This is a genomic window from Mesorhizobium sp. KR9-304 (assembly GCF_040049215.1).
Taxonomy (GTDB): Bacteria; Pseudomonadota; Alphaproteobacteria; order Rhizobiales; family Rhizobiaceae; genus Mesorhizobium_K.
The window spans coordinates 1-22,145 of record NZ_JBDZDN010000007.1 but is presented as its reverse complement, the minus strand read 5'-3'; the positions used below and the strand labels follow the sequence as shown (position 1 = coordinate 22,145).

At 63.0% G+C, this 22,145-nt stretch carries 23 protein-coding genes and 4 tRNA genes; 6 read left to right on the top strand and 21 right to left on the bottom strand.

What is annotated here, in order from left to right:
* Positions 1 to 4: 4 nt before the first annotated feature.
* The 3 genes from rplK to secE all read right to left on the bottom strand — a co-directional run bounded on the left by rplK (position 5) and on the right by secE (position 1,435).
* Positions 5 to 433, bottom strand: a complete 429-nt coding sequence (rplK, locus tag ABLE71_RS24145) for a 50S ribosomal protein L11 (RefSeq protein WP_348786036.1) — start codon at positions 431 to 433, stop codon at positions 5 to 7.
* 215 nt (positions 434 to 648) lie between these two features.
* Positions 649 to 1,188, bottom strand: coding sequence for a transcription termination/antitermination protein NusG (gene nusG / locus ABLE71_RS24140; protein WP_348786035.1), 540 nt, complete (start codon positions 1,186 to 1,188; stop codon positions 649 to 651).
* A 43-nt stretch (positions 1,189 to 1,231) separates the two neighbouring features.
* Positions 1,232 to 1,435, bottom strand: a complete 204-nt coding sequence (gene secE, locus ABLE71_RS24135; RefSeq protein WP_348786034.1) for a preprotein translocase subunit SecE — start codon at positions 1,433 to 1,435, stop codon at positions 1,232 to 1,234.
* Between the two features lie 289 nt (positions 1,436 to 1,724).
* On the opposite strand from secE, the gene ABLE71_RS24130 reads away from it, so the two are divergent.
* On the top strand, positions 1,725 to 2,735 hold the full coding sequence (locus ABLE71_RS24130; RefSeq protein ID WP_348786033.1) for a glycosyl transferase family 90: 1,011 nt from the start codon (positions 1,725 to 1,727) through the stop codon (positions 2,733 to 2,735).
* A 5-nt stretch (positions 2,736 to 2,740) separates the two neighbouring features.
* On the opposite strand, the gene ABLE71_RS24125 is transcribed toward ABLE71_RS24130, so the two are convergent.
* Positions 2,741 to 2,816 (bottom strand) — tRNA-Trp (locus ABLE71_RS24125).
* A 109-nt stretch (positions 2,817 to 2,925) separates the two neighbouring features.
* Positions 2,926 to 4,101, bottom strand: a complete 1,176-nt coding sequence (gene tuf, locus ABLE71_RS24120; protein WP_348786032.1) for an elongation factor Tu — start codon at positions 4,099 to 4,101, stop codon at positions 2,926 to 2,928.
* A 289-nt stretch (positions 4,102 to 4,390) separates the two neighbouring features.
* Between tuf and ABLE71_RS24115 the strand changes: the two genes are divergently transcribed.
* Both ABLE71_RS24115 and xth read left to right on the top strand, forming a co-directional pair.
* The gene (locus ABLE71_RS24115) at positions 4,391 to 5,587 is read left to right on the top strand and encodes a glycosyltransferase family 87 protein (protein WP_348786031.1); all 1,197 of its coding nucleotides are present in this window, start codon (positions 4,391 to 4,393) and stop codon (positions 5,585 to 5,587) included.
* On the top strand, positions 5,584 to 6,354 hold the full coding sequence (xth, locus tag ABLE71_RS24110; protein WP_348786030.1) for an exodeoxyribonuclease III: 771 nt from the start codon (positions 5,584 to 5,586) through the stop codon (positions 6,352 to 6,354). The genes ABLE71_RS24115 and xth overlap by 4 nt, the downstream gene beginning before the upstream one ends.
* 66 nt (positions 6,355 to 6,420) lie before the next feature.
* Here xth and ABLE71_RS24105 read toward each other — a convergent pair whose 3' ends face one another.
* The 10 genes from ABLE71_RS24105 to ABLE71_RS24060 form a co-directional block, all read right to left on the bottom strand.
* A complete protein-coding gene (locus ABLE71_RS24105; RefSeq protein ID WP_348786029.1) occupies positions 6,421 to 6,957 on the bottom strand; it encodes an Hsp20/alpha crystallin family protein in 537 nt (178 codons plus the stop codon).
* A 247-nt stretch (positions 6,958 to 7,204) separates the two neighbouring features.
* Positions 7,205 to 8,440, bottom strand: a complete 1,236-nt coding sequence (locus tag ABLE71_RS24100) for a biotin/lipoyl-binding protein (RefSeq protein ID WP_348786028.1) — start codon at positions 8,438 to 8,440, stop codon at positions 7,205 to 7,207.
* Positions 8,437 to 8,907 (bottom strand): hypothetical protein, encoded by a 471-nt coding sequence (locus ABLE71_RS24095; RefSeq protein WP_348786027.1) that lies wholly within the window; start codon positions 8,905 to 8,907, stop codon positions 8,437 to 8,439. Before ABLE71_RS24095 ends, ABLE71_RS24100 begins: the two co-directional genes overlap by 4 nt.
* A gap of 272 nt (positions 8,908 to 9,179) precedes the next feature.
* On the bottom strand, positions 9,180 to 10,796 hold the full coding sequence (locus tag ABLE71_RS24090) for an arylsulfatase (protein WP_348786026.1): 1,617 nt from the start codon (positions 10,794 to 10,796) through the stop codon (positions 9,180 to 9,182).
* A 489-nt stretch (positions 10,797 to 11,285) separates the two neighbouring features.
* Complete coding sequence (arsC, locus tag ABLE71_RS24085; RefSeq protein WP_348786025.1) at positions 11,286 to 11,708, bottom strand: arsenate reductase (glutaredoxin); 423 nt, start codon at positions 11,706 to 11,708, stop codon at positions 11,286 to 11,288.
* A complete protein-coding gene (arsB, locus tag ABLE71_RS24080) occupies positions 11,705 to 12,766 on the bottom strand; it encodes an ACR3 family arsenite efflux transporter (protein ID WP_348786181.1) in 1,062 nt (353 codons plus the stop codon). Before arsB ends, arsC begins: the two co-directional genes overlap by 4 nt.
* Positions 12,767 to 12,823: 57 nt before the next feature.
* A complete protein-coding gene (locus tag ABLE71_RS24075; RefSeq protein ID WP_348786024.1) occupies positions 12,824 to 13,333 on the bottom strand; it encodes an arsenate reductase ArsC in 510 nt (169 codons plus the stop codon).
* 43 nt (positions 13,334 to 13,376) lie between these two features.
* The gene (locus ABLE71_RS24070; protein WP_348786023.1) at positions 13,377 to 13,709 is read right to left on the bottom strand and encodes a metalloregulator ArsR/SmtB family transcription factor; all 333 of its coding nucleotides are present in this window, start codon (positions 13,707 to 13,709) and stop codon (positions 13,377 to 13,379) included.
* 194 nt (positions 13,710 to 13,903) lie between these two features.
* Positions 13,904 to 13,977 (bottom strand) — tRNA-Gly (locus ABLE71_RS24065).
* 93 nt (positions 13,978 to 14,070) lie between these two features.
* A tRNA-Tyr gene (locus ABLE71_RS24060) sits at positions 14,071 to 14,155 on the bottom strand.
* A 193-nt stretch (positions 14,156 to 14,348) separates the two neighbouring features.
* Between ABLE71_RS24060 and ABLE71_RS24055 the strand changes: the two genes are divergently transcribed.
* The gene (locus ABLE71_RS24055) at positions 14,349 to 15,230 is read left to right on the top strand and encodes an RNA methyltransferase (RefSeq protein ID WP_348786022.1); all 882 of its coding nucleotides are present in this window, start codon (positions 14,349 to 14,351) and stop codon (positions 15,228 to 15,230) included.
* A gap of 102 nt (positions 15,231 to 15,332) precedes the next feature.
* On the opposite strand, the gene ABLE71_RS24050 is transcribed toward ABLE71_RS24055, so the two are convergent.
* Genes ABLE71_RS24050 through gcl form a run of 3 tightly spaced genes read right to left on the bottom strand, consistent with a single transcriptional unit; the run spans position 15,333 to position 18,840 of the window.
* Positions 15,333 to 16,223 (bottom strand): 2-hydroxy-3-oxopropionate reductase, encoded by an 891-nt coding sequence (locus ABLE71_RS24050; RefSeq protein ID WP_348786021.1) that lies wholly within the window; start codon positions 16,221 to 16,223, stop codon positions 15,333 to 15,335.
* Between the two features lie 28 nt (positions 16,224 to 16,251).
* Positions 16,252 to 17,049, bottom strand: coding sequence for a hydroxypyruvate isomerase (hyi, locus tag ABLE71_RS24045; protein WP_348786020.1), 798 nt, complete (start codon positions 17,047 to 17,049; stop codon positions 16,252 to 16,254).
* Positions 17,050 to 17,058: 9 nt separating this feature from the next.
* Positions 17,059 to 18,840 (bottom strand): glyoxylate carboligase, encoded by a 1,782-nt coding sequence (gene gcl / locus ABLE71_RS24040; protein WP_348786019.1) that lies wholly within the window; start codon positions 18,838 to 18,840, stop codon positions 17,059 to 17,061.
* Between the two features lie 212 nt (positions 18,841 to 19,052).
* Here gcl and bhcR point away from each other — a divergent pair, with 212 nt between their 5' ends.
* Positions 19,053 to 19,871, top strand: coding sequence for an HTH-type transcriptional regulator BhcR (gene bhcR, locus ABLE71_RS24035; RefSeq protein WP_348786180.1), 819 nt, complete (start codon positions 19,053 to 19,055; stop codon positions 19,869 to 19,871).
* Between the two features lie 8 nt (positions 19,872 to 19,879).
* On the opposite strand, the gene ABLE71_RS24030 is transcribed toward bhcR, so the two are convergent.
* The 3 genes from ABLE71_RS24030 to ABLE71_RS24020 all read right to left on the bottom strand — a co-directional run bounded on the left by ABLE71_RS24030 (position 19,880) and on the right by ABLE71_RS24020 (position 20,989).
* A complete protein-coding gene (locus tag ABLE71_RS24030; protein ID WP_348786018.1) occupies positions 19,880 to 20,230 on the bottom strand; it encodes a hypothetical protein in 351 nt (116 codons plus the stop codon).
* A 132-nt stretch (positions 20,231 to 20,362) separates the two neighbouring features.
* Positions 20,363 to 20,674, bottom strand: coding sequence for a BA14K family protein (locus ABLE71_RS24025; RefSeq protein ID WP_348786017.1), 312 nt, complete (start codon positions 20,672 to 20,674; stop codon positions 20,363 to 20,365).
* 141 nt (positions 20,675 to 20,815) lie between these two features.
* Positions 20,816 to 20,989, bottom strand: a complete 174-nt coding sequence (locus tag ABLE71_RS24020) for a hypothetical protein (protein WP_348786016.1) — start codon at positions 20,987 to 20,989, stop codon at positions 20,816 to 20,818.
* Between the two features lie 146 nt (positions 20,990 to 21,135).
* On the opposite strand from ABLE71_RS24020, the gene ABLE71_RS24015 reads away from it, so the two are divergent.
* Positions 21,136 to 21,210: transfer RNA gene (locus tag ABLE71_RS24015), tRNA-Thr, on the top strand.
* Positions 21,211 to 22,145 lie beyond the last annotated feature (935 nt).

Genomic DNA, 22,145 nt, shown 5'->3' with positions numbered 1-22,145 from the left:
CGTCTCAGCCCACCACTTCCAGGCCCATCGAGCGGGCGGAGCCCTCGACCATGCGCATGGCCGCCTCGACGTCGTTTGCGTTCAGATCCTTCATCTTCGTGGTCGCGATCTCGCGCACCTTGTCGCGGCTGATCTGGCCCGCCTTGACCTTGCCCGGCTCCTTCGAGCCCGACTTCAGGTTGGCGGCCTTCTTCAGGAAATAGCTCACCGGCGGCGTCTTCATCGCGAAGGTGAACGACTTGTCCTGGTAATAGGTGATGACCACCGGAATGGGCGAACCCTTTTCCATTTCCTGCGTCTGGGCGTTGAACGCCTTGCAGAATTCCATGATGTTGATGCCGCGCTGACCGAGCGCCGGACCGATCGGAGGCGACGGCGTCGCCGATCCTGCCGGAACCTGGAGCTTGAGCTGGCCCGCTATTTTCTTAGCCATTCTCTCTGCCTCTGTTTCATGCCGGACCCTTGTCCGGCGGTTGCAGTCTGGTGGTCCGGTTCCGGCGGCCGGCTATAAAAGCCGCCGTCGCCTCCCACCCGTTCAGGCCGTGAACCTTTCACGGCCGCCCGCCATGCCGGTCGCCCGGCGGCGGAACTTTCTTGACATTGGAATCATCCGAAAACCGCGATGCACTTTTCGGTCCAATGCCCTGGTCAGTTCTTCTCGACCTGACCGAATTCCAGATCGACGGGCACGGCGCGTCCGAAGATCGAAACTTCCACCTTGAGCCGCGCGCGCTCCTCGTCGACATCCTGCACGGTGCCGTTGAACGAGGCGAACGGGCCGTCCGAGACGCGAACCTGCTCGCCGATCTCGAAGGTCACCGATGGCTTCGGCCGCTCGACGCCCTCCTGCACCTGGTGCAGGATACGCTCGGCCTCCTTCTCGGTGATGTGCATCGGCTTGGCCGAATGCTTGTCCTCGCCGAGGAAGCCGGTGACGCGCGGCGTGTTCTTGACCAGGCTGATCACGGCGTCGTTCAGGTCGGCCTTCATCAGCACATAGCCGGGGAAGAACTTGCGTTCCGCGTCCACCTTCTTGCCGCGGCGGACTTCCACCACCTTCTCGGTCGGGACGACGATCTGCTCGATCCGGTCACGCAGGCCCTTCTGCTTGGCCTTGTTCTCAATATCCTCCGCGACCTTCTTTTCGAAGTTCGAATAGGCGTGGACGATGTACCACCGCGCAGTCATCCCAAGAATTCTCCAAAAACGTCCGGTGCCGATCGTCCGCCGGTCAGCGACCGATTCCCAGGATGAGTTCCACCACAAAGGCCATGATCTGATCAGCAGCAAAGAAGAAAAGCATCGCGATCACCGCGAAAACGAGAACCATCGCCGTCGAGATCATGGTCTCGCGCCGGGTCGGCCAAGTCACCTTCCCCCCTTCCGCCCTTACCTGCTGCAGGAAGGTGAAGGGATTCGTAGTCTTTGACGCCATGTGCCGCTTATCCTGCCGCCTTCGGTTAATCCGAAGAGTTTTCGATTCCGTACCCGGAAACGCCCTGCCGCGCCGAACTCAACCGCGAATCACGATACGTTCAGGCAAGCAATTAAGGCGCGCAAAGATGGTTTCCCCCTCAGCGCGCCGTAGGTATCTCTGGCCGATATATATCCTCGTGGAAAAATTAACAAGGCCCCATCGTGAAAACGGCGGGAGGATACCTTCCCGTACCGTGCATTCGGTGCCAATACCCGTTCGGGCGGCAAACGGGTGGTCGGGAGGACGCTTGAGACAGGATGCCTATCCGCAGCTTTCCCACGTAAAAGATGCGATCATTTACGAGATTGATCGTACCGGCAGGTCTCTGGGAATCGCGCTGCCGCGACCGCGGATCGCCTTTTCCCGCTCGTCTCCTCACATATACGACTGCCTGATCAGCCGCAATTGGCTGGGTTACAGGATCGATTTCCTCGGCGCGGACCCCGCCAACCTCTCGAATCTCCATCGCACAGCCAATTTCCTGCATTTCCTCGCCTCCTGTCCTCGGGCGGTGCGCTCGGTCTTCGCGAACATATCGGACGGGAATTTTCAATCGGCCGCGCCATTCGCCATGGCGGCTAGGCATCCGGACGTCATCCCCCTGCCCGACAATTATTTCTTCAATACGCGTGGCTTCATTGCCTTCCGCAAGCAGGCCGAAGACAAGCCGGTCGCCTGGGACGCGCGATCTCCAATCCTGCGGTGGCGGGGCGGCGCGTCGGGGGACTATCGCATCGACCCGATCGGGCCCGGAAGCAAGGAGGACAGCCAGGTTCTGCCGCGCATACGAATGGCACTGATCCTGAAGGGACATCCGGGATGCGATATAGGCTTCGCCGGGAGTTTGATCCCAGAGGGCGTGCGCCTGATATTGAGGGAGGCCGGTCTGGAGAGCGATTTTATCCCTGAGGAGAACTGGATCAACGACAAGTTCGCCCTCGACATAGACGGCCATACCAACACATGGAGCAATTTCCTGGTCAGGATGCATCTCGGCTGCTGCGTCATCAAGGTCGACAGCCAGCACGGCTACCGTCAGTGGTACTACGACCGCATACGTCCCTGGGAGCATTTCGTGCCTGTCAAGGCCGACATGAGCGACCTCGTCGAGAAGATCGAATGGGCGCGCTCGCACGATGCCGAAGCGAAGACCATCGCTGCCAATGGACAGGCTTTTGCGCGCTCGATGACCTTCGAGAGCGAGACACGATGGGCCGTCGCCGCGATCTGCTCGGCGAATGGCGTTTCGTCAGGTTGAGAAGATGGCAGGGGCAGCAGGGCTCGAACCTGCGACCTGCGGTTTTGGAGACCGCCGCTCTACCAACTGAGCTATACCCCTAACGCGGACGCGTTCATTTCACAAAGCCTTGGCCGTTTCAAGGCCTTTGCGCCGCCCCAACAAAAAGGGCGGCCGAAGCCGCCCTTATACGCAACCGGCTGACGCCGAGTTACTCTTTGATGCTGGCAACGATGCCGGCGCCGACGGTGCGGCCGCCTTCGCGGATGGCGAAGCGCAGCTTCTCCTCCATGGCGATCGGCACGATCAGCTCGACGTCGACTGTCACGTTGTCGCCCGGCATCACCATCTCGGTGCCTTCCGGCAGCGTCACGATGCCCGTCACATCAGTCGTGCGGAAGTAGAACTGCGGACGGTAGTTGGTGAAGAACGGCGTGTGGCGGCCACCCTCCTCCTTGGTCAGGATGTAGGCCTCGGCCACGAACTTCTTGTGCGGCTTCACCGAACCCGGCTTGGCCAGAACCTGGCCGCGTTCCACGCCCTCGCGGTCGACGCCGCGCAGCAGCGCGCCGATGTTGTCGCCGGCCTGGCCCTGGTCCAGCAGCTTGCGGAACATCTCGACGCCCGTGCAGGTCGTCTTCGTCGTCGGGCGGATGCCCACGATCTCGAGCTCCTCGCCGACCTTGACGATGCCGCGCTCGACGCGGCCCGTGACAACCGTGCCGCGGCCCGAGATCGAGAACACGTCCTCAATCGGCAGCAGGAACGGCTTGTCGATCGGACGCTCCGGCGTCGGGATGTAGCTGTCGACCGCTTCCATCAGCTTGCGGATCGCGTTCTCGCCGATCTCCTTGTCGCCGTCATTGAGCGCGACCACCGCCGAACCCTTGATCATCGGGATGTCGTCGCCCGGATATTCGTATTTCGACAGCAGCTCGCGAACCTCGAGCTCGACCAGTTCGAGCAGCTCGGCGTCGTCGACGAGGTCGACCTTGTTCAAAAACACCACCAGCGCGGGAACGCCGACCTGGCGGGCCAGAAGAATGTGCTCGCGCGTCTGCGGCATCGGGCCGTCGGCAGCCGAAACCACCAGGATCGCGCCGTCCATCTGCGCGGCGCCCGTGATCATGTTCTTCACATAGTCGGCGTGGCCGGGGCAGTCGACATGCGCATAGTGGCGGTTGGCCGTCTCGTATTCGACATGCGCCGTCGAGATCGTGATGCCGCGCGCCTTCTCCTCAGGCGCCGCATCGATCGAATCGTAGGACCGGTACTCGCCGAAAAACTTCGTGATCGCCGCCGTCAGCGACGTCTTGCCATGGTCAACGTGACCGATCGTGCCAACATTCACATGAGGCTTCGTGCGCTCGAATTTACCTTTTGCCATTTGATCTTTCCTAAAGGCAGCAAGACAGACTGGATTTCGAATGCGGGGCGATTAGCGACAAAGGTCAAAAAACACAAGGGGCTTCTGCCCGGTGTGTCGGCCGGGTCATTGACTCCGGTCATTGACCCCGTGCCTCGTTCCGCACCGTTGCCGGTGCAAATCACTGCGGGTGAGATTTATGGGCCGCATGTAGGCACTGCGCCGGCCGGCGCAAAGGCTGCCCCGCCGTCACGGACTCTTAAGCACGGCCGGGCAATATCGGCGCTGGACGAGTGGGAACCGGCGCATCATGCAGACAAGAACGGTCGACCAAAGCCCGCGCCGGCGGCTCGTCCATCTCGTGCTCTTCGGCCTGGTCGTCGCCTATGCCGCGCTGCTCATCGCGACGTTTGTCATGGGCATCTGGCTGATCGGCGCGGATGGCCGGCCGATCGGGGTCGACTTCGTCTCCTTCTGGGCGGCCGGCAAGCTGGTGCTGCAGGGCCATGCGGTCGATGCCTACGACTGGGTGGTTCACAAGACCGTTGCCACGGCCGCCGGAATCGACATCAAGGGCCGCTTCACCTTCCAGTATCCGCCGACCTTCCTGCTCGTCACGCCGACACTGGCGCTTCTGCCCTACCCCGCCGCGATGCTTCTGTGGACCGCGTTCGGCATGACGCTCTATCTCTTCGCCGTGCGGCTGATCGCCGGGGGCTGGAACGCCACGCTGGTGGCGCTCGCCTGGCCGGCCGTGCTCTGGAACACCGTCGTCGGCCAGACCGGCTTTCTCACCGCGGCACTGCTCGGCGCGGGCATCGCGCTCATCGACCGGCGGCCGGCGCTGGCCGGCGTCCTCTTCGGCCTGCTCACCGTAAAACCTCAGTTCGGCTTGCTCATTCCCATCGCGCTGGTCGCAGGCGGTCGGTGGAAGGTCGTCATCTGGGCGGCCGTCTCGGCGCTGGCGTTGGCCGCGGCCTCCACCGTGATGCTCGGCGCGGCTTCCTGGACCGCCTTCCTCGATTCGGCTTCCCGCATCAACGACGCCATCCTGACCGCCGGCGGCGCCGATTTCTCCAAGCTGCAGAGCCTCTACGGCTATCTCCGCGCCCTCGGCTTCGGCTCCGAAGCTGCCTGGCTGGCGCATGGTGCATTCGTCCTCTTGCTCGCCGCCGGCGTCGCCTGGTTGTGGCGCTCCGCCGCCGCCTTCGACCTCAAGGCCGCGGGGCTCGCCGCCGCCACCATCCTCGCCTCGCCCTACGCCTTCATCTACGATTTCGTCATGCTGGCCCTCCCGCTGCTCTTTCTCGGCCGCACCGGCTTCTCCGGCAAGGAAGTCGCCGTCGTCGTCGCCGCGGCCCTTCTCGTCGGCTGGGGACCGGCCGACCACCTCGCCACAGGCCTTCTCGCGGGGATCCTCGTGCTCGGTATAGTGGCGGCCCGCGCCTATTCCGCTCAGGCCGCCCACCTTGGCAGCATCGATCGCCGCGCTAAACTTCAGCCGTGATCATCGCCACCTTCAACATCAACGGCGTCAACCGCCGGCTGCCGAACCTGATCGAATGGCTCGGCGAGCGAAAGCCTGATGTCGCCTGCCTGCAGGAACTCAAGGCCGATCAGAAGAGCTTTCCCGTCAAGGAACTCGCCCGCGCCGGCTACCGCGCCGTCTGGCAAGGCCAGCGCACCTGGAACGGCGTCGCCATCCTCGCGCGCGGCGTCGAACCGATCCTCACCCGCACCGCCCTGCCCGGCGATCCTTCCGACACCCAGGCGCGCTACATCGAGGCCGCCGTCAACAGCGTGCTCATCGCCTCCATCTACGCACCGAACGGCAATCCCCAGCCCGGTCCGAAATTCGACTACAAGCTCGCCTGGCACGCGCGGCTCCACAGACACGCAACCGAACTGCGAAAGACCGGCGCGCCGGTCGTGATTGCCGGCGACTACAACGTCGCGCCGACCGAGCTCGATATCTATTCGACGGCGTCCTACGACGACAACGCGCTGATACAGCCCGAAAGCCGTGCCGCCTTCAGGAAGCTCGTCGGGCGCTATTGGACCGACGCGCTTCGCTCAAAATATCCCGGCGAGCGCATCTACACGTTCTGGGATTACAAGCGGATGCGCTGGCCGCGCGACGCGGGGTTGAGGCTCGATCATTTACTGCTTTCGCCGCCCGCCGCCGAGCGTCTCGCCGAGGCCGGCGTCGACCGCGATGTGCGCGGCCGCGATGGCGCCAGCGACCACGCGCCTGCGTGGATCAGGCTGCGGTAGCGCAGTCGTACTTCCAGGCGACAGCCCGCCTGCGGCTGCATTCGGCGCAGGCGGGAAAGCGCATCCTTATACCGCCTTCACGGCGATCTTCTTCTCGGCGTTTTGCGCCGCCGCCGTCTTGGGCAGCTTCACCGTGAGTACACCCTTTGCGAAGTTCGCCTCGATCTTGTCGGCGTCAACGCCTTCAGGCAGTTGGAACGAACGCTGGAAGGAGCCGTAGCGGCGTTCCGACAGATAGTAATCCTTCCGTTTCTCCTCCGTCTTGTCCTCCTTCTCGCCCCTGATCGTCAGCATGTGGTTGGAAAGCTTGATCTCGACGTTTTTCTCGTCAATGCCGGGCAATTCGGCGGTGATTTCGTACTCGCGATCCTTCTCGACGAGGTCCATCGCCGGCGACACCGCCCACCCGCCACGGGCCAGCCCCGGGAATTCGAGATCGAAAATCGAGCGGGTTGCGGGCGCGCGTGAGCCGAAAGGGTGGAAGTTGTCGAACAGGCGATCCACCTCTCGGCGCAGGCTCGCGAGCGGTGACCAGTCTTCCAATCCTGCGGGCGACGCCGCCTTCTCGGTTTTGACGGGCATTTTCGTGGCGGTCTCAACCATGACACGTCTCCTTTTGACGTTGCCACCCGGCAACCGATCCGACCTGGCCGGGTGTCGTTGCCATGCACCACTTCGAGGCGGTCTCAACGCATCTGATTGCAGACCTCGACCGCGCGTTAAGCGCTACGGGCAACGACCAAATTAGAGCACAACAGCGTGTCGCCTTCGTTGACCGAGATCAAAGTCCGCAGCGCCGGCCAATCGATCGGCGGGACAACGGTCGTATCGGTCCAGGTTGATCGGGTCCTCAATGCCCGCCCGACAGGACGAGCGTCTGCACTGGCAGCAGCAGCGCCTGGATCCTCAGGATGATCGCGTGCACGACGCCGACCGTGTCGATGACGTGCAGGAAAAGCCACTGCCCGGTTCCGATGTTCGGGTCGTCCAGCCGGTCGTGGTTGTTCGTATAGGCATTGGCGATGCAGCTGCTGCCCGGCGGCACGCCGTCGAAGCCGCCCGCAAAAAGCGGCTCCATGTAGACTGTGATGGTGCCGGGCTTCACCACCTGCTGGGCATCGATCAGCCTGTCCGACGCCTGCACCTGGCCGGCCGCGATCAGGTCCTGCACCGAGGTCACCACCATCGGAATGATGGTCAGCGGCTTCGATATGCAGGTGACCTCGCCAATCATTCCTGTTTTCATCACCTGGGCTTCCAGCTGGCTGAAGCCCGCCACCAGGCCACCCCGGCCGGCCTCGGTCGGGATCAGCACGCCCGCCGAGCGCATGATCGGGTTGACGATGTCGCCCTTGCGCAGCGTGAACTGCTCGAGCAGTCCGTCCACGCCGGCGCGCACCACCGTCTTGTCCAGCTCGACCTGCGCCTCGGCGAGTGTGGCCTCCGCGCTCGCCTTCTGCGCCGGCAGCAACGACGTTATCTGCGCCTGCACCGACTGCTTGCTCGCAATGGCAGCCGCAACCGAAGCCTGCCGGCCGTTGACGACGTTCTGCAGCCTTTCGAGTTCGCGCTCCGAAACTGTCCCCGCGTTGCGTTTTTGCAGTTCAGTCTTGGTCGCGAGTTCGTCGACCGCCTGCTGGTAGGCGCTTTCCGCCTCCTGAATCTTGGCGTCGGCGCCGGCGAGGTCAGTCTTCGCCACTTCGAACGCTGCCTCCGTTTCTACGACGCGTTTTTGCGCGGTCAGCAGCGCCGCCTCCTGCCTGGAACTGTCGAGCTTGAAGATCGGATCGCCGGCCTTCACCTCGTGCTGCACCTCGACATAGACCTCCTCCACGCGTCCCGAACCCTCCGGCAGGATCGGAACGGTGCGGAAGAAGGAGATCGCGCTTGTCGTCGATGGATGGAAGTAGAGGATGAGCGTCAGCAGCACGATGGTGAGGCCAAGGCACGCGGTGATGCCGTAGCGCAACTCGTACCAGATCGAATAGAGCGTGATCTCGCGGCCGAGCCGCTTGCCCTGCACGAAGCGGCGGTAGAGGAAGTCGGGCAGGATCGTGACGACGGAACAGAGCAGCACTTCGATCATGGCTTGTGCCCTTCCGCCGCCGTGGCTTCGCCGTGAGGAGCCTCGTGCATGGTGCCGTGTTCGAGCGGCAGCATCGGCTGTAAGGCTGGATCGACCGCGTCATCCGGAGGCGGACGGCGCGGCCTCACCATACTGGCAAGCGAATCGGCCATCGAGGCCAGCGGCGTCCAGAAGTCGGGTATCGGGATCAAGGCGAGCATCAGCGCGAACACCCAGAACAGATTGTTGTGGGTGAACAGCGCCAGCAAGGCCAGCACGCCGACCAGCTGGAACTGAATCTTCCCCGTCCCGTGAGCCAGCCGCTCGGGGATCGAGTGCAGCCAGAAATACAAGCTGCCCAACCCCATAACCAGTATGATCAAAAAGATAACCGAGCCGACGAAGAGCGGGTCGGTTTCGCCGGGAGCGGTGATGAACCCCGGCAAATGGGCCGGCGCCGCTGGATGCATCGCTACGTTCGTCGCCATTCCATCCCCCGCGCTGCGTTCCTCAGGGCCGCGTCCGTAGCCTTGCCGGTTATCGGCCGGACTAAGTTTAGGCCCGACCCTGCCGACCTGTTTCCCAACTGAGCATACGTTGACGAATCGGTTGGGCGCAAGAAATTGCCATACAGCCAGTAAGCAGATTCCGCTTGGTCCGTACGCCCGATACCGTCGCGGCCCTGCCCACAGCCGGCATCACCGTGGCAAGGCGACCCGGCGGGCGGCCCTTTCGGGCCACCCATGGGTTGAGGACAGGTCTACTGTCCCGTGTGCTTTGAAGCTGCCTCGATCTGCGCCTTCACAGCTTCGAGGTTGAAGCTCGCGCCCTTCTGCATCGGCGGATACTCGAGGGCGGTCTGGACGAGTTTCCCTACTTCCTGCTGCACGAATACGAAGCGCCAGAACTCGTATTGGAACCAGCTGAAATACTCCTGCGCCCCATCCAGCGTGCCGCTCTTCGGCCAGGTCAGCCGCTCGAACGGGTCGAGGCGCAGATTGATCAGCGTCGGCACATCGAGCTGAACCTTACCGCCAATCCAGCCGTCCGGCTGCTCGAGGAAGCGATACTTGAAATCGTCGATGCGCACTGCACCGAGGGAGCTTTCGCCGAAGTAGAAGATCTCATGGCGGGCCGAGGGTCCCTTGCCGGTGATCATGTCCATCTGGTTGTACCCGTCGAGATGATTTTTGTAGGTACGGTCGCCGATCTGCTTTCCTTTCAGAAGCTCGTCGGAAATGTTCGGATTGCCCGCCGCCGCAACGAATGTCGGCAGCCAGTCGATGCCTGAAACGATGCCGTTCTCGACCACGCCGGCGGGAACCTTTCCGGGCCAGCGGATCATTGCCGGGCCGCGGAAGCCGCCTTCATAGGTCGTGCCCTTTTGGCCCTTGAACGGCGTGTTGCCGCCGTCCGGCCAGGTGAACGTCTCCGTGCCGTTGTCGGTGGTGAACAGGACGATGGTGTTGTCATCGACGCCGAGTTCCTTGAGCTTCTGCATGGTGGCGCCGACGATGTCGTCAAGCTGGGCCATACCTGCTTCGTGGATCGTCCAGCCATTCTGCGAGTTGCGCAGCCCCTCATACTTCTCCGACAAGTGGGTCACGATGTGCATGCGCGTCGGGTTGAGCCAGAGGAAGAACGGCTTGTTGTCCGCCTTTGCCTTGTCCAGGAACTTGAAGGCGAGGTCCTGGATTTCGTCGTCTACTGTCTCCATTCGCTCAGGATAGAGCGTGCCGGCGTCTTCGATCTTCTGCTTGCCGACCTTGCCCCAGCGCGGGTCGACGGTCGCGTCGTCGGTTTCGGTCGCCCAACTGTGGACCATGTTGCGTGGGCCAACCCTGTCCAGCAGTTCCTGCGGATATGCAGGGTGCGCTGGATCCTCCATCGCGTCGAGGTGATAGAGGTAGCCGAAAAACTCGTCGAAGCCATGGACGGTTGGCAAGAACTCGTTGCGGTCGCCAAGGTGGTTCTTGCCGAACTGGCCGGTGGCGTATCCCAAATCCTTGAGCGCAGTCGCAACGGTCATCGCTTCTGCGGGCAAACCGATCGTCGCGCCGGCCTGGCCGACCGTGGTCATGCCGGTTCGGATCGGCAGTTCGCCGGTAACGAAGGCCGCACGGCCAGCCGTGCAACTCGCTTCGGCATAATAGTCGGTGAACAGCATGCCCTCGGCGGCGATCTTGTCGAGGTTGGGTGTGCGCCCCGCCATCATGCCGCGATGGTAGGCGCCGATGTTCCAGATGCCGATGTCGTCACCCATGATGACGACGATGTTGGGCTTTGGGGTATCCTGCGCCACCGACGGCAAGTTCGACGCGGACAGAATTGCCAGTGTGACCGGCGCCGCCAGCCACGCATTCCTGATCATACTCATAAGCATTCCTCCCGGCTGCCCGAAACGGGCCGGCAGCCTGTGCCCTCTCAAGTAAGGCAAAAGCGGCTTTATATCCGGATGAAGCCCTGACAGCTTTGTACACTTGCACGAACCATGCAGGAACTTGTCCTCGGTACCGCCACATCCAAGAATGACAGGTTATCGGCTATTCAGGAAGTATGTTTCGGTTACTTACGGCCCAAAGCAGGGTGACGATCAATGTTGCCGACACCGGTCCAACGGACATGTCTCAACTGCAAATCTTGCCAAAGTGAATGCCAGCGACTTTAGCGGCGGAATCCGATGTTTTGTTCTGATATGCTTCCGTCCAATCAGGTTTTTGGGATCGCCAGGAGCATAGCTTGAAGCAAGTCGACATCGTCGACAGCATCACGAGGCCGCTCTCATTTCCGAGAGATGGCCAGACATCCTCGACCGCCCGGCGCCAATGGGTCAAAGCACGGCTGCCTCTTCGATAACGGACAGCCGCTACCGTATGCGGTTCCCGTCCGCGGCGATCACCACCTCGCCGTCGTCCTTGGTGAACGGGCCGATGTCGGGACTGGGCAGGATGTCGAGAACAGTCTCGGAAGGGCGGCAGAGCTTCACGCCCAGCGGCGTCACCACGATCGGCCGGTTGATGAGGATCGGATGCGCCATCATGAAGCCGATCAGTTCCTCGTCGGTCCATTTCGGATCGCCGAGGCCGAGTTCGGCATAGGGCGTGCCCTTCTCGCGCAGCAATTTGCGCGGCGTGATGCCCATGGCGGCAATCAGCTCGACCAGCCGCTCGCGCGACGGCGGCGTCTTCAGATACTCGATCACCCGCGGCTGCTCGCCCGACTGGCGGATCATGGCGAGCGTGTTGCGCGAGGTGCCGCAGTCGGGGTTGTGGTAGATGGTGATGGTCATCGGGGCCTTTCATTCAAGGAGGTTCGCCTCACGGCGGGGCCGCTCTCGTACCACCCCTTGGAACGGTTCACGATCCATACCACCGACAGCATGACGGGGACCTCGACGAGAACCCCTACCACGGTCGCCAGCGCCGCGCCGGACTGGAGGCCGAACAGCGCGATCGCGGCGGCCACCGCGAGTTCGAAGAAGTTCGAGGCGCCGATCAGGGCGGACGGACCGGCCACGCAATGGCGCTCGCCGGAGACGCGGTTCAGCAGGTAGGCCAGTCCCGAATTCAGGTAGACCTGGAACAGGATCGGCACCGCGAGCAACGCGATGACGGCTGGTTGGGCGATGATCTGTTCGCCCTGGAAGGCGAAGAGCAGCACGAGCGTCGCCAGCAGCGCGACCAGCGACAGCGGCTGCAGCGTCGCGAGCAGCCGATCGAGCGCGGCCTGCCCACCCTTCGCCAGCACGCCGGCGCGCACCGCCTGGGCCACGACGACAGGAAGCACGATGTAGAGCGCCACCGACAGCACCAGCGTGTCCCAGGGCACGGTAATGGCCGACAATCCGAGCAGCAGGCCGACGATGGGTGCGAAGGCCACGACCATGATCGCGTCGTTCAATGCCACCTGCGACAGCGTGAAGTTCGGCTCGCCCTTGGTCAGCGCCGACCACACGAAGACCATCGCCGTGCACGGCGCTGCGGCGAGGATGATCAGTCCGGCGATGTAGGAGTCGATCTGGTCCGCCGGCAGATACGGCCGGAACAGCCAGCCGATGAACAGCCAACCGAGCAGCGCCATGGAGAACGGCTTGATCGCCCAGTTTATGAACAGCGTCACGCCGATGCCGCGCCAGTAGGTGCCGACCTTCGCCATCGAGGCAAAGTCGACCTTGAGCAGCATGGGGATGATCATCAGCCAGATGAGGACGGCCACGGGAAGGTTCACCCGCGCGACCTCCGCCTTGGCGACGAGACCGACGAAGCCCGGCAGCAGGTAGCCGAGCGCGATGCCCGCGACGATGCAGAGCGCCACCCAGACCGTCAGGTATTTCTCGAAAAACCCGATGCTCGCAGGCGCGCTAGGCCCCGCGTCGAGAACGGTATCAGACACGTGTAATCCCTTTCAGCCGGCCTTGGGCAGTTCCCGGCCGATCTCTCGGAGACGCCCCTGCAGCGTCAGCCTGTCCAGCGATTTCAGCGGAAGGGCGGTGAAGATCGAAATGCGGTTGTTGAGCATCCTGTAGGCATCGGCGAAGGCGAGATGCTTCTCGGCCTCCGTGCCTTGCGCCGCCGCCGGGTCCGGCACGCCCCAATGCGCGGTCATCGGCTGGCCCGGCCACACCGGACAGGCTTCGTTGGCCGCGTTGTCGCAGACGGTGAAGACGAAATCCATGACCGGCGCGTCCGCGCCGGCGAATTCCTCCCAGCTCTTCGAGCGCGCGAAGGACGTGTCGTGGTTGAGGCTCTTCAGCAGCTCGAGCGCATAGGGGTGCACCTCGCCCTTCGGCTGCGATCCGGCGGAGAAGGCCCGGAAACGCCCCTGCCCCACCCGGTTGAGGATCGCCTCGGCAAGGATAGAACGGGCCGAATTGCCCGTGCACAGGAACAGGACATTGTAGACTTGGTCGCTCATCGCATTTTGCTCCTTGGCCCGGTTGCGGCCGGGTTCGAATTCGTCAGCATCGGCAGGTCACGGCATCGATCACCGGCCGGCAGAGCTCCGGCGCGCCGTCGCAGCAGTCTTCCATCAGATAGGCGAGCAGGTCGCGGAAGCCGGTCATGTCGGCGACATAGCGCACGATCCTGCCGTCCCGCTCGGGCCGGATGAGCCCTGCCTGCGCAAGCGCTTTCAGGTGCGAGGAGACGGTATTCTGAACCGCCCCCAGCCGCGTCGCGATCTCGCCGGCCCGCACGCCCTCGCCGCCAGCCCGGACCAGCAGCCGGAATATGTCCAGCCGGGTCTCCTGACCGAGAGCGGCCAGTGCGTTCAAGGCGAGTTTCTTATCCATGTATCCGACAATCCAGATATTTGGGTTTCTTTTGAACTAGCCGTATTGCGGCCGGATGACAAGCCGGACCTGACTAAAAAATGCTCGGCGGCGACGCGGCTCTGCAAGGCCGGCCCCGACAGGGCGTCAGATCGCCGATTCTATGCGATGGGAGGAGGACAAGGTCGCGGGTAGCGTGAGCGCGATCGAGCAATTGGAGCGGGTGAAGGGAATCGAACCCTCGTATTCAGCTTGGAAGGCTGCTGCTCTACCATTGAGCTACACCCGCAACCGCGCTGCCTTTGGCGCCCGCCTGTTTTGGCATAGCCGCCTCGCAAAAGCGACTGCTTCCGAGGCGATGCGCTGGCTTCCGGTGCGGCAGTGGTGGAGGAGGTTGGATTTGAACCAACGTAGGCTGAGCCAACGGATTTACAGTCCGTCCCCTTTAACCACTCGGGCACTCCTCCGTACTGCCGCCGGAGCCATGCAACGAGGCATCGACAGAGCAGCCGCCCCAGGGCAGCCGTTCCGCGAAGCGCCTTATGGCGGCACGGCCCAAAGCTGTCAACCGCGACAACCGGGCGCGGAGCCGAATTTCCGCCAGCCGATTTCACGGCGCCGCCATAGGCATTCCAACGCGTTGCGGATATAGAACCGGCCATGAGCGACGATAAGAAATCGAAGACCCCCAAGGACACGCACTACGCCAACCTCAGGCGCGCCTTTCGCGACCAGAAGAGCGGCGGCAAGCCAGATGGGAAACCGGCCGGCCCACCTGCCTTCCGGCCCCGCCCGCCGGTAGCGCCCGGCGAGGCCGCGCCCGACGGGCTGGTCAGGCTCTACGGTATCCACACGGTGCGCGCCGCTCTCGACAATCCCAGTCGCAAGATTTCGCGAATGCTCGTCACCCGCAACGCCGCCGAGCGGCTCGGCCTGGCGGACCTCTCCGCCCTGCCCTTCACCGCCGAACTGGTCGAGCCCAGGGACATCGACCGCATCACCGGCAGCGAGGCCGTGCATCAGGGCGTCGTCATCGAGGCGCGACCGCTCCAGCCAAAACCGCTCGATGCGCTTGGCGACACGAAGCTCGTCGTCGTGCTCGACCAGGTGACCGACCCGCACAATGTCGGCGCGATCATGCGCTCGGCCGTCGCCTTCGGTGCCGCCGCGCTGATCACCACCCAGCGCCACAGCCCGCAGGAATCGGGAGTGCTTGCCAAGTCCGCATCGGGCGCGCTGGAGCATATCGACCTCATCGAGGTGAAAAACCTCGCCGACGCGCTGGGCAAACTTCACGATGCCGGTTTCCAGACCATCGGACTGGACTCGGACGGCCCGGTCGAAATGGAAAAGTCGTTCGCCGGGGAAAAGATCGCCCTCGTACTCGGAGCCGAAGGGAAAGGCCTTCGCCAAAAAACGCGCGAAACCGTCACGACGCTCGCCCGATTGGACATGCCCGGCGCGATCCGCTCGCTCAATGTGTCGAACGCGGCTGCGGTGGCGCTATATGCGGCGAAAACCTGGCTCGGCGGGGCCCGCTAGCGCCCGCGTGAACAGAATCCAGCCTCCGCAACAGCTTTGATCCGCGCAAGCCGCTGACAAGCCTCCGGTATTTTCTGTCACGCCTGGATCGTCGGACCAATTCTATCCACGCGCCACCTCGTGCCCCGCCATTCGCTCCAGCGCCTTGACCAGCCCTGAATGATCGTCCTTCGCGCCGCCGTTCGCCGCGCATGAGTTGAAAAGCTGCTGCGTGGTCGAGGTATTGGGCAGCGACACGCCGAGCGCCTTCGCCCCGTCCAGCGCAAGCGCCAGATCCTTCTGGTGCAGCTCAATGCGGAACCCCGGCGCGAAGGTTCGCTTGATCATGCGCTCGCCATGCACTTCCAGGATACGCGAGGCTGCCAGCCCGCCCATCAGCGCCTGGCGCACCTTGGCCGGATCCGCGCCAGCTTTCGAAGCAAAAACAAGCGCTTCCGCCACCGCCTCGATGGTCAGCGCGACGACGATCTGGTTCGCGACCTTGGTCGTCTGGCCGACGCCGTTGGGGCCGACCAGCGTGATGTTCTTGCCCATCTTCTCGAACACCGGTTTCGCACGCTCGAACGCCTTCTCCTCGCCGCCGACCATGATGGTCAGCGACGCCGCTTTCGCCCCGACCTCGCCGCCCGACACCGGCGCATCGAGATAGTCGCAGCCCAGCGCGTTGATCTTCCTGGCGAATTCTTTGGTCGCGATCGGCGAGATCGAGCTCATGTCGATGACCAGCTTGCCCTTCGACAGGCCCGCCGCTACCCCGTTCTCCCCGAACAGCACCTCTTCAACCTGCGGCGTGTCCGGCACCATTGTGATAATGATATCAGCGTCTTGCGCCACAGCATGATGTCCGTCGACCGCCTTTAGGCCCCTCGCGACCAGTTCCTTCGGCGGCGGCTTGCGGTGGCTGCTCGTGACGACGCTGTAGCCGGCATCCAGCAGATGCCCCGCCATCGGCGCGCCCATGATGCCGAGCCCGATGAAGCCTATGGTTTCCATGATCTTTTTCCCTAAAGCGTACCGAGTGTTACGCCGCGGCGCTGCCTGCGCTTTTCATCTGCTTGAACCACCCGAGCCCCGCCTCGGTCCCGTCCCTCGGCTTGTATTCCGCCCCGACCCAGCCGGCGTAGCCAATACGGTCGAGGTGCGCGTAGAGGAACGGATAGTTGATCTCGCCTGTCCCCGGTTCGTGGCGGCCGGGATTGTCCGCAAGCTGGATATGCGCGATGCGGCCGAGATTTGCCTCGATGGTCCGGGCGAGATCCCCCTCCATGATCTGCATGTGGTAGATATCGTATTGAAAATAGAGGTTTTTCGAGCCGACGCGGTCGATGATTTTGAGCGCCTGCCTTGAAGTGTTCAGGAAGAATCCGGGAATGTCGCGCGTGTTGATCGCCTCGATCAGCAGCCGGATTCCCACCTCCTCCAGCCGTTTCGCCGCGTAGGTCAGGTTGTGGACGAAAAGGTCCTCCAGTTCCGCGGAGGCCGCCCCCTCCGGCGCGATGCCGGCGAGGCAGTTCACCTGCGGACAGCCGAGCGCCTTCGCATATGTGATCGCGGTGTCGACGCTTTTGCGGAACTCGTCGATTCGGTCGGGCAGCACGGCGATGCCGCGCTCGCCCGCCGCCCAGTCGCCGGGAGGCAGGTTGAAGAGCACCTGGGCGAGGCCGTTCTTCTTCAGCCGCGCCGCCACCACTTCGGGCGCGTGGTCGTATGGCCCGACATATTCGACGGCCTTGAAGCCCGCGCGCGCCGCGGCATCGAAGCGGTCGAGGAAATCGTGCTCGGTGAAGAGCATCGATAGATTTGCGGAAAAGCGTGGCATTCCAATCCCCTAGTCCAGCATGACGACCGCCGTCGGCGCGTCCTCGTTGTTCTCGGCAAGTTCCTCGAACTCGGTGATATTGTCTATCTCCGTGCCCATGGAAATGTTGGTGACGCGCTCGAGGATGAATTCCAGCACGACCGGAACCCGGTGCTGCTTCATCAGGCGTTTCGCCTCCTTGAAAGCCGCCGCGAATTCCTCCGGCCGCCTGACGCGCACCGCCTTGCAGCCCATGGCCTCCGCAACCGCGACATGGTCGACGCCATAGCCGGCCTCGGGGTCATTCGCCCGGTTCTGGTTCTCGAAGGCGAGGCTGACCTCGAAATCCATCGCAAAGCCGCGCTGCGCCTGGCGGATCAGCCCGAGATAGGCGTTGTTCACGACGACATGGATGTAGGGCAGCCGGTGCTGCGCGCCGACCGCCAGTTCCTCGATCATGAACTGGAAGTCGTAGTCGCCCGACAGCGCCACGATTGTCGCGTCGGGACGCGCGGCGCGCACGCCGAGTGCCGCCGGCAGCGTCCAGCCGAGCGGGCCCGCCTGGCCGCAATTGATCCAGTTCCTGGGACGGTAGACATGCAGGAACTGCGCCCCGGCGATCTGGCTGAGCCCGATCGTGGTGACATAGGTCGTGTCGCGCCCGAACGCCTTGTTCATCTCCTCGTAGACGCGCTGCGGCTTCAGCGGCACCTGGTCGAAGTGCGTCTTGCGCTTCATCGTCTTCTTGCGCGCCTGGCATTCCCTCGCCCAGCCGGACCAGTCAGCGAGCTTGCCCGCAGTCTTCCACTCCGTGGCGACGTCGAGCAGCATCTTCAGCGCCGCACCCGCATCGGACACGATACCGAGATCCGGCGCGAAGACGCGGCCGATCTGGGTCGGCTCGATGTCGACATGAACGATTTTCTTGCCCTTCGTGTAGGTCTCGACCGAGCCGGTGTGACGGTTCGCCCAGCGGTTGCCGATGCCGAAGACGAAATCGGCCTCCAGCATCGTCGCGTTGCCGTAGCGGTGCGAGGTCTGCAGCCCGCACATGCCGGCCATCAGACGGTGGTCGTCTGGGATCGTGCCCCAGCCCATCAGCGTCGGGATGACGGGAACGCCCGTGATCTCGGCGAACTCGATCAGCAGGTCGGATGCTTCGGCGTTTATGATGCCACCGCCGGCAACGATCAACGGCTTTTCAGCCGCATTGAGCATCGCCAGCGCCTTCTCGGCCTGGCCGCGCGTCATCGCCGGCTTGAACGCGGCGAGCGGCTCATAGGCGTCGATGTCGAACTCGATCTCGGCAAGCTGCACGTCGACCGGCAGGTCGATCAGCACCGGCCCCGGGCGCGAAGATCGCATCAGGTGAAATGCCTTCTGCAGCGCCATCGGCACCAGATAAGGCTCCATGACGGTGACGGCCCATTTGGCGACAGGTGCCGCGATCGCCGCGATGTCGACGGCCTGGAAGTCCTCCTTGTTCAGCCTGGCACGCGGCGCCTGTCCGGTGATGCAGAGGATGGGGATCGAATCCGCCGCCGCCGAATAGAGCCCGGTGATCATGTCGGTGCCGGCCGGACCCGACGTACCGATGCAGAGCCCGATATTGCCTGGCGCCGCGCGGGTAAAACCCTCGGCCATGTGCGAGGCCGCCTCGACATGCCGCGCCAGGATGTGGCGGATCGAACCGCGCGCCTTCAGCGCGGCGTAGAACGGATTGATCGCCGCGCCCGGCACGCCGAAGGCGCAGGAGATGCCTTCCTTTTCGAGAACGAGAACCGCCGCGTCGACAGCGCGCATCCGGGCCATGACCTTGCTCCATGTGCTTTGATGGCTGGAGAATGACAGGCCCTCTGCGATTTTTCAATTTTTCCAGAATAATTTTTCATTTCTGATCTACAATTCATATGTCTATGATTTTACGTGGTTTTGCGTTTTTCAGTTCGGGCTACCTCGATCACTTCTAAAAAACTATTTCATTTTCGGATGACAAATTCCCGCCGAAACGCCTACAAATGAACATGGACGCTACGGAAAAACGCCAGCGCGGGCGGCCGCGCTCCTTCAACGCTCCGGCCGACGCCGCGTCCGTGCAGGCGCTCGACCGGGGCCTGAAGATCCTCGCTATCGTGGCCGACGGCGACGCCCTGTCGCTCAGCGAGGTTGCCGCCAGGAGCGGAATCGCCGCCTCCACAGCATATCGCATGCTCACCACCCTCGCCTCGCACGGCATGGTCGAGTTCGACCGGGGCGGCCAGCTCTGGTCGGTCGGCGTCGAGACCTACCGCATGGGCTCGGCCTTCCTGCGCCGCCGAAAACTCGTCGATCGCGCGCGCATGGTCATGCAGGAGCTGATGGAAACGACCGGCGAGACGGCCAATCTTGGCGTCGCCGAGGACGATTGCGTGGTTTTCGTCAGCCAGGTCGAGACGCACCAGGCGATCCGCGCCTTCTTCCGGCCGGGCACACGCAGCCCCTTCCACGCCTCGGGCATCGGCAAGGCGATCCTGGCGCATCTGTCTCCCGAGCGTGTCAACGCCATCGTTCGCAAGGCCGGCCTCGAAGCCTATACGCAAAAGACGCTCGCCGACCCGATGTCGCTGGCGCAGGATCTCGGCGTCATCAGGGCGCGCGGCTGGTCGATCGACGACGAGGAGCGCAACGCCGGCATGCGCTGCGTGGCGGCGGCGATCTTCAACGAATTCGGCGAGCCGGTGGCCGGCATCTCCGTCTCCGGGCCGACGGTGCGCGTGACACACGAACGCGCCGCCGCGATCGGCCCGCTGGTGCGCGAAGCGGCCGAGGAAGTGACCAAGGCGATCGGCGGCAAGCTGCCCTAACAGCGCTGTTAGAGCGCCGAACCGTCGGCGAGTTGCGTCACGTCGAGCACGATGGCGGCCCCTACCCCGGCGAATGTCACCACCAGCCCGATCATGAAGAACCGCACCGCGCGATCGTGCACGGAGCGGCGCAGCGATTCCTGTCGCATGAGGTCGGCCAGCGCCTTCATCTGCAGCGCGATGCCGATGATGATCGGCGCAACCGCCACGAGATGACTTTGCTGCCAGGGGATAGGGTTCGACGCCCACTGCGTGAGGAAGACGAGCGAAAACGCCACCACGATACCGACGACGGTGATGGTGCCGTTCCTGAACAGGATTTCCACGCGGTCGTCGCCGTCCGGACGCTTGTCCGCCATCACCCGATGCTCCCCGATGTCGAGCGATTAGAGCGGAAAGAACGTCGAGTGAAAAGGTGGTCCGCCAGTCGGCGAGAAAGGAGCGCCTTGCGACGCCCCTGTCCCGAAAGCGCTGAAGCGGATCACCTCCTCTCAAAGCGTACAGCGATGCTCGTAGCCGTCGTAGCCGATGTAGGTGTCGGTACGGTGGTTGTAGGTACGGTAGCGGGCGTAGCAGCGGTCGACATGGGTTTCCCATGGGCTGCTGTGAATGTCGTAGTATTCCGGCCCGTGGCCGGCATTGGCGATGCCGAGGCCAAGCACGAAACCGCCGATGCCGGCGATGGCGGCCACTTCGCCCTTCGAGAGCTTCTTGGCCTCCGACTGGCCGACCGTGCCGGCCATGGCGCCTGCCACGACAGTCAGCGAAAGCAGGCTGGAAACGAGTTTGGTCCTGAGCGACATGGTGATCTCCTATGGTCCCGTTGGGAGGCGTCCATCCGCCTCATGACCATCAGTCGCTCGGGTCTCGAAAAAGGTTCGAAGCCGGTTCGAGATTTTTGGAGCTGTCGGGCGACCGCATTGAGGGCGCGATCGCCTCTCGGCTCAAAACTCGCCGATGCCGGTGACGTGGCGTAGGTAGAAGGCGAGCACAATGAAGCCGGCGATGATCGCCCAACCCTTCCAATCCACCTTCGATGCCTTGATGTCACGGAACAGTTTGATCAGCAGCACCCACGCCACGATCACGATCAGCGCAATCACCACAAATCTGAGCATTGCGTCACTCCCCCAAAACCCCAACCGGCCACCATCTGGATGTAGGAAGCCTTCGCGCCCATTTCACGACGCTGACGATCGAGCGTCTCCGCCATGCCCTACTTTTGATTTTACTGGCGCGCGAGATATGCTAACCGGGCGCCCGTGCCCTTGTAGCTCAGCGGTAGAGCAGCGGTTTTGTAAACCGAAGGTCGGGAGTTCAATCCTCTCCGGGGGCACCATAAAGATCAAGAACTTAGCTTTAAATGTTCCAGTCGCTCTAGGCCCGGGGGAACCTCAGGGGAACTGGGCTTTGCTGACGCGGGGCTCCTAATTCTTTGCCTTTCGGGGCCGGCTGCCGGAGGAGTTCTCATGCGCCTTCGAGCGAAGGCGCGCATTGGGCCGCCTACCGCAAGACTACGTGCAAGCGCACATGTGGTACAATCTCGCCACCGCAAACCATCCCACCGGAGAACTTCGGGTTGGGTCAGCGAAGAACAGAAGATCGGGTGGCGCGTCGGATGACGACAGAGCAAATCGCTGAGGCTCAGACGCTCGCGCGAAACTGGCTTAAACTGTCGGGGTGGGACGCATCGTCAGGGGCGATATGATCTTAGTTATCAAGGTTTTAGGCCAGTGGGAAACCAGCTGGTTCGGCTCCTTTTGTCCCGTGCATGGAAGGCTACGCCGAGACAGTGTTATTTCGAGGCCCTTTCCCATGAGACGACCTTCCGCCGCTTCGCAAGCGTACGCACCTGACCACCGAATAGCCTCAGGCCCATCAGTGGCGTGCATCAGAATGGTGGTGTATATTTTGAAAGACCCGGGCAGCGACATGAGGGCTCCATGACGTCAAAGTCAGCATTCACGGAAGAAGAAATCCAGAAGGAGCATGCGCGCCGCCGACGCGGATCGTCTGACTACGGGTCTAGACTGCTTCTTCAATGCCTACACTGCGGCAACGGATTTGATCCCGCGACAGGTGGCAACGCGGAAGCACCGCTTTGCGACCACTGTCTGCATTCCGGCGATTAGCCTGGGGCTCCCTTAGCGAACTGTCCGGGATCAGCGCCTATGGCACAGAAATGAGGGTGTGATTTAAGGAGTGTTCGTTCTCGTCGGAGACGAAGGAACGAACATGAATTCGAAGTCGACTGGCGGCAAACGCTCCGCCGAA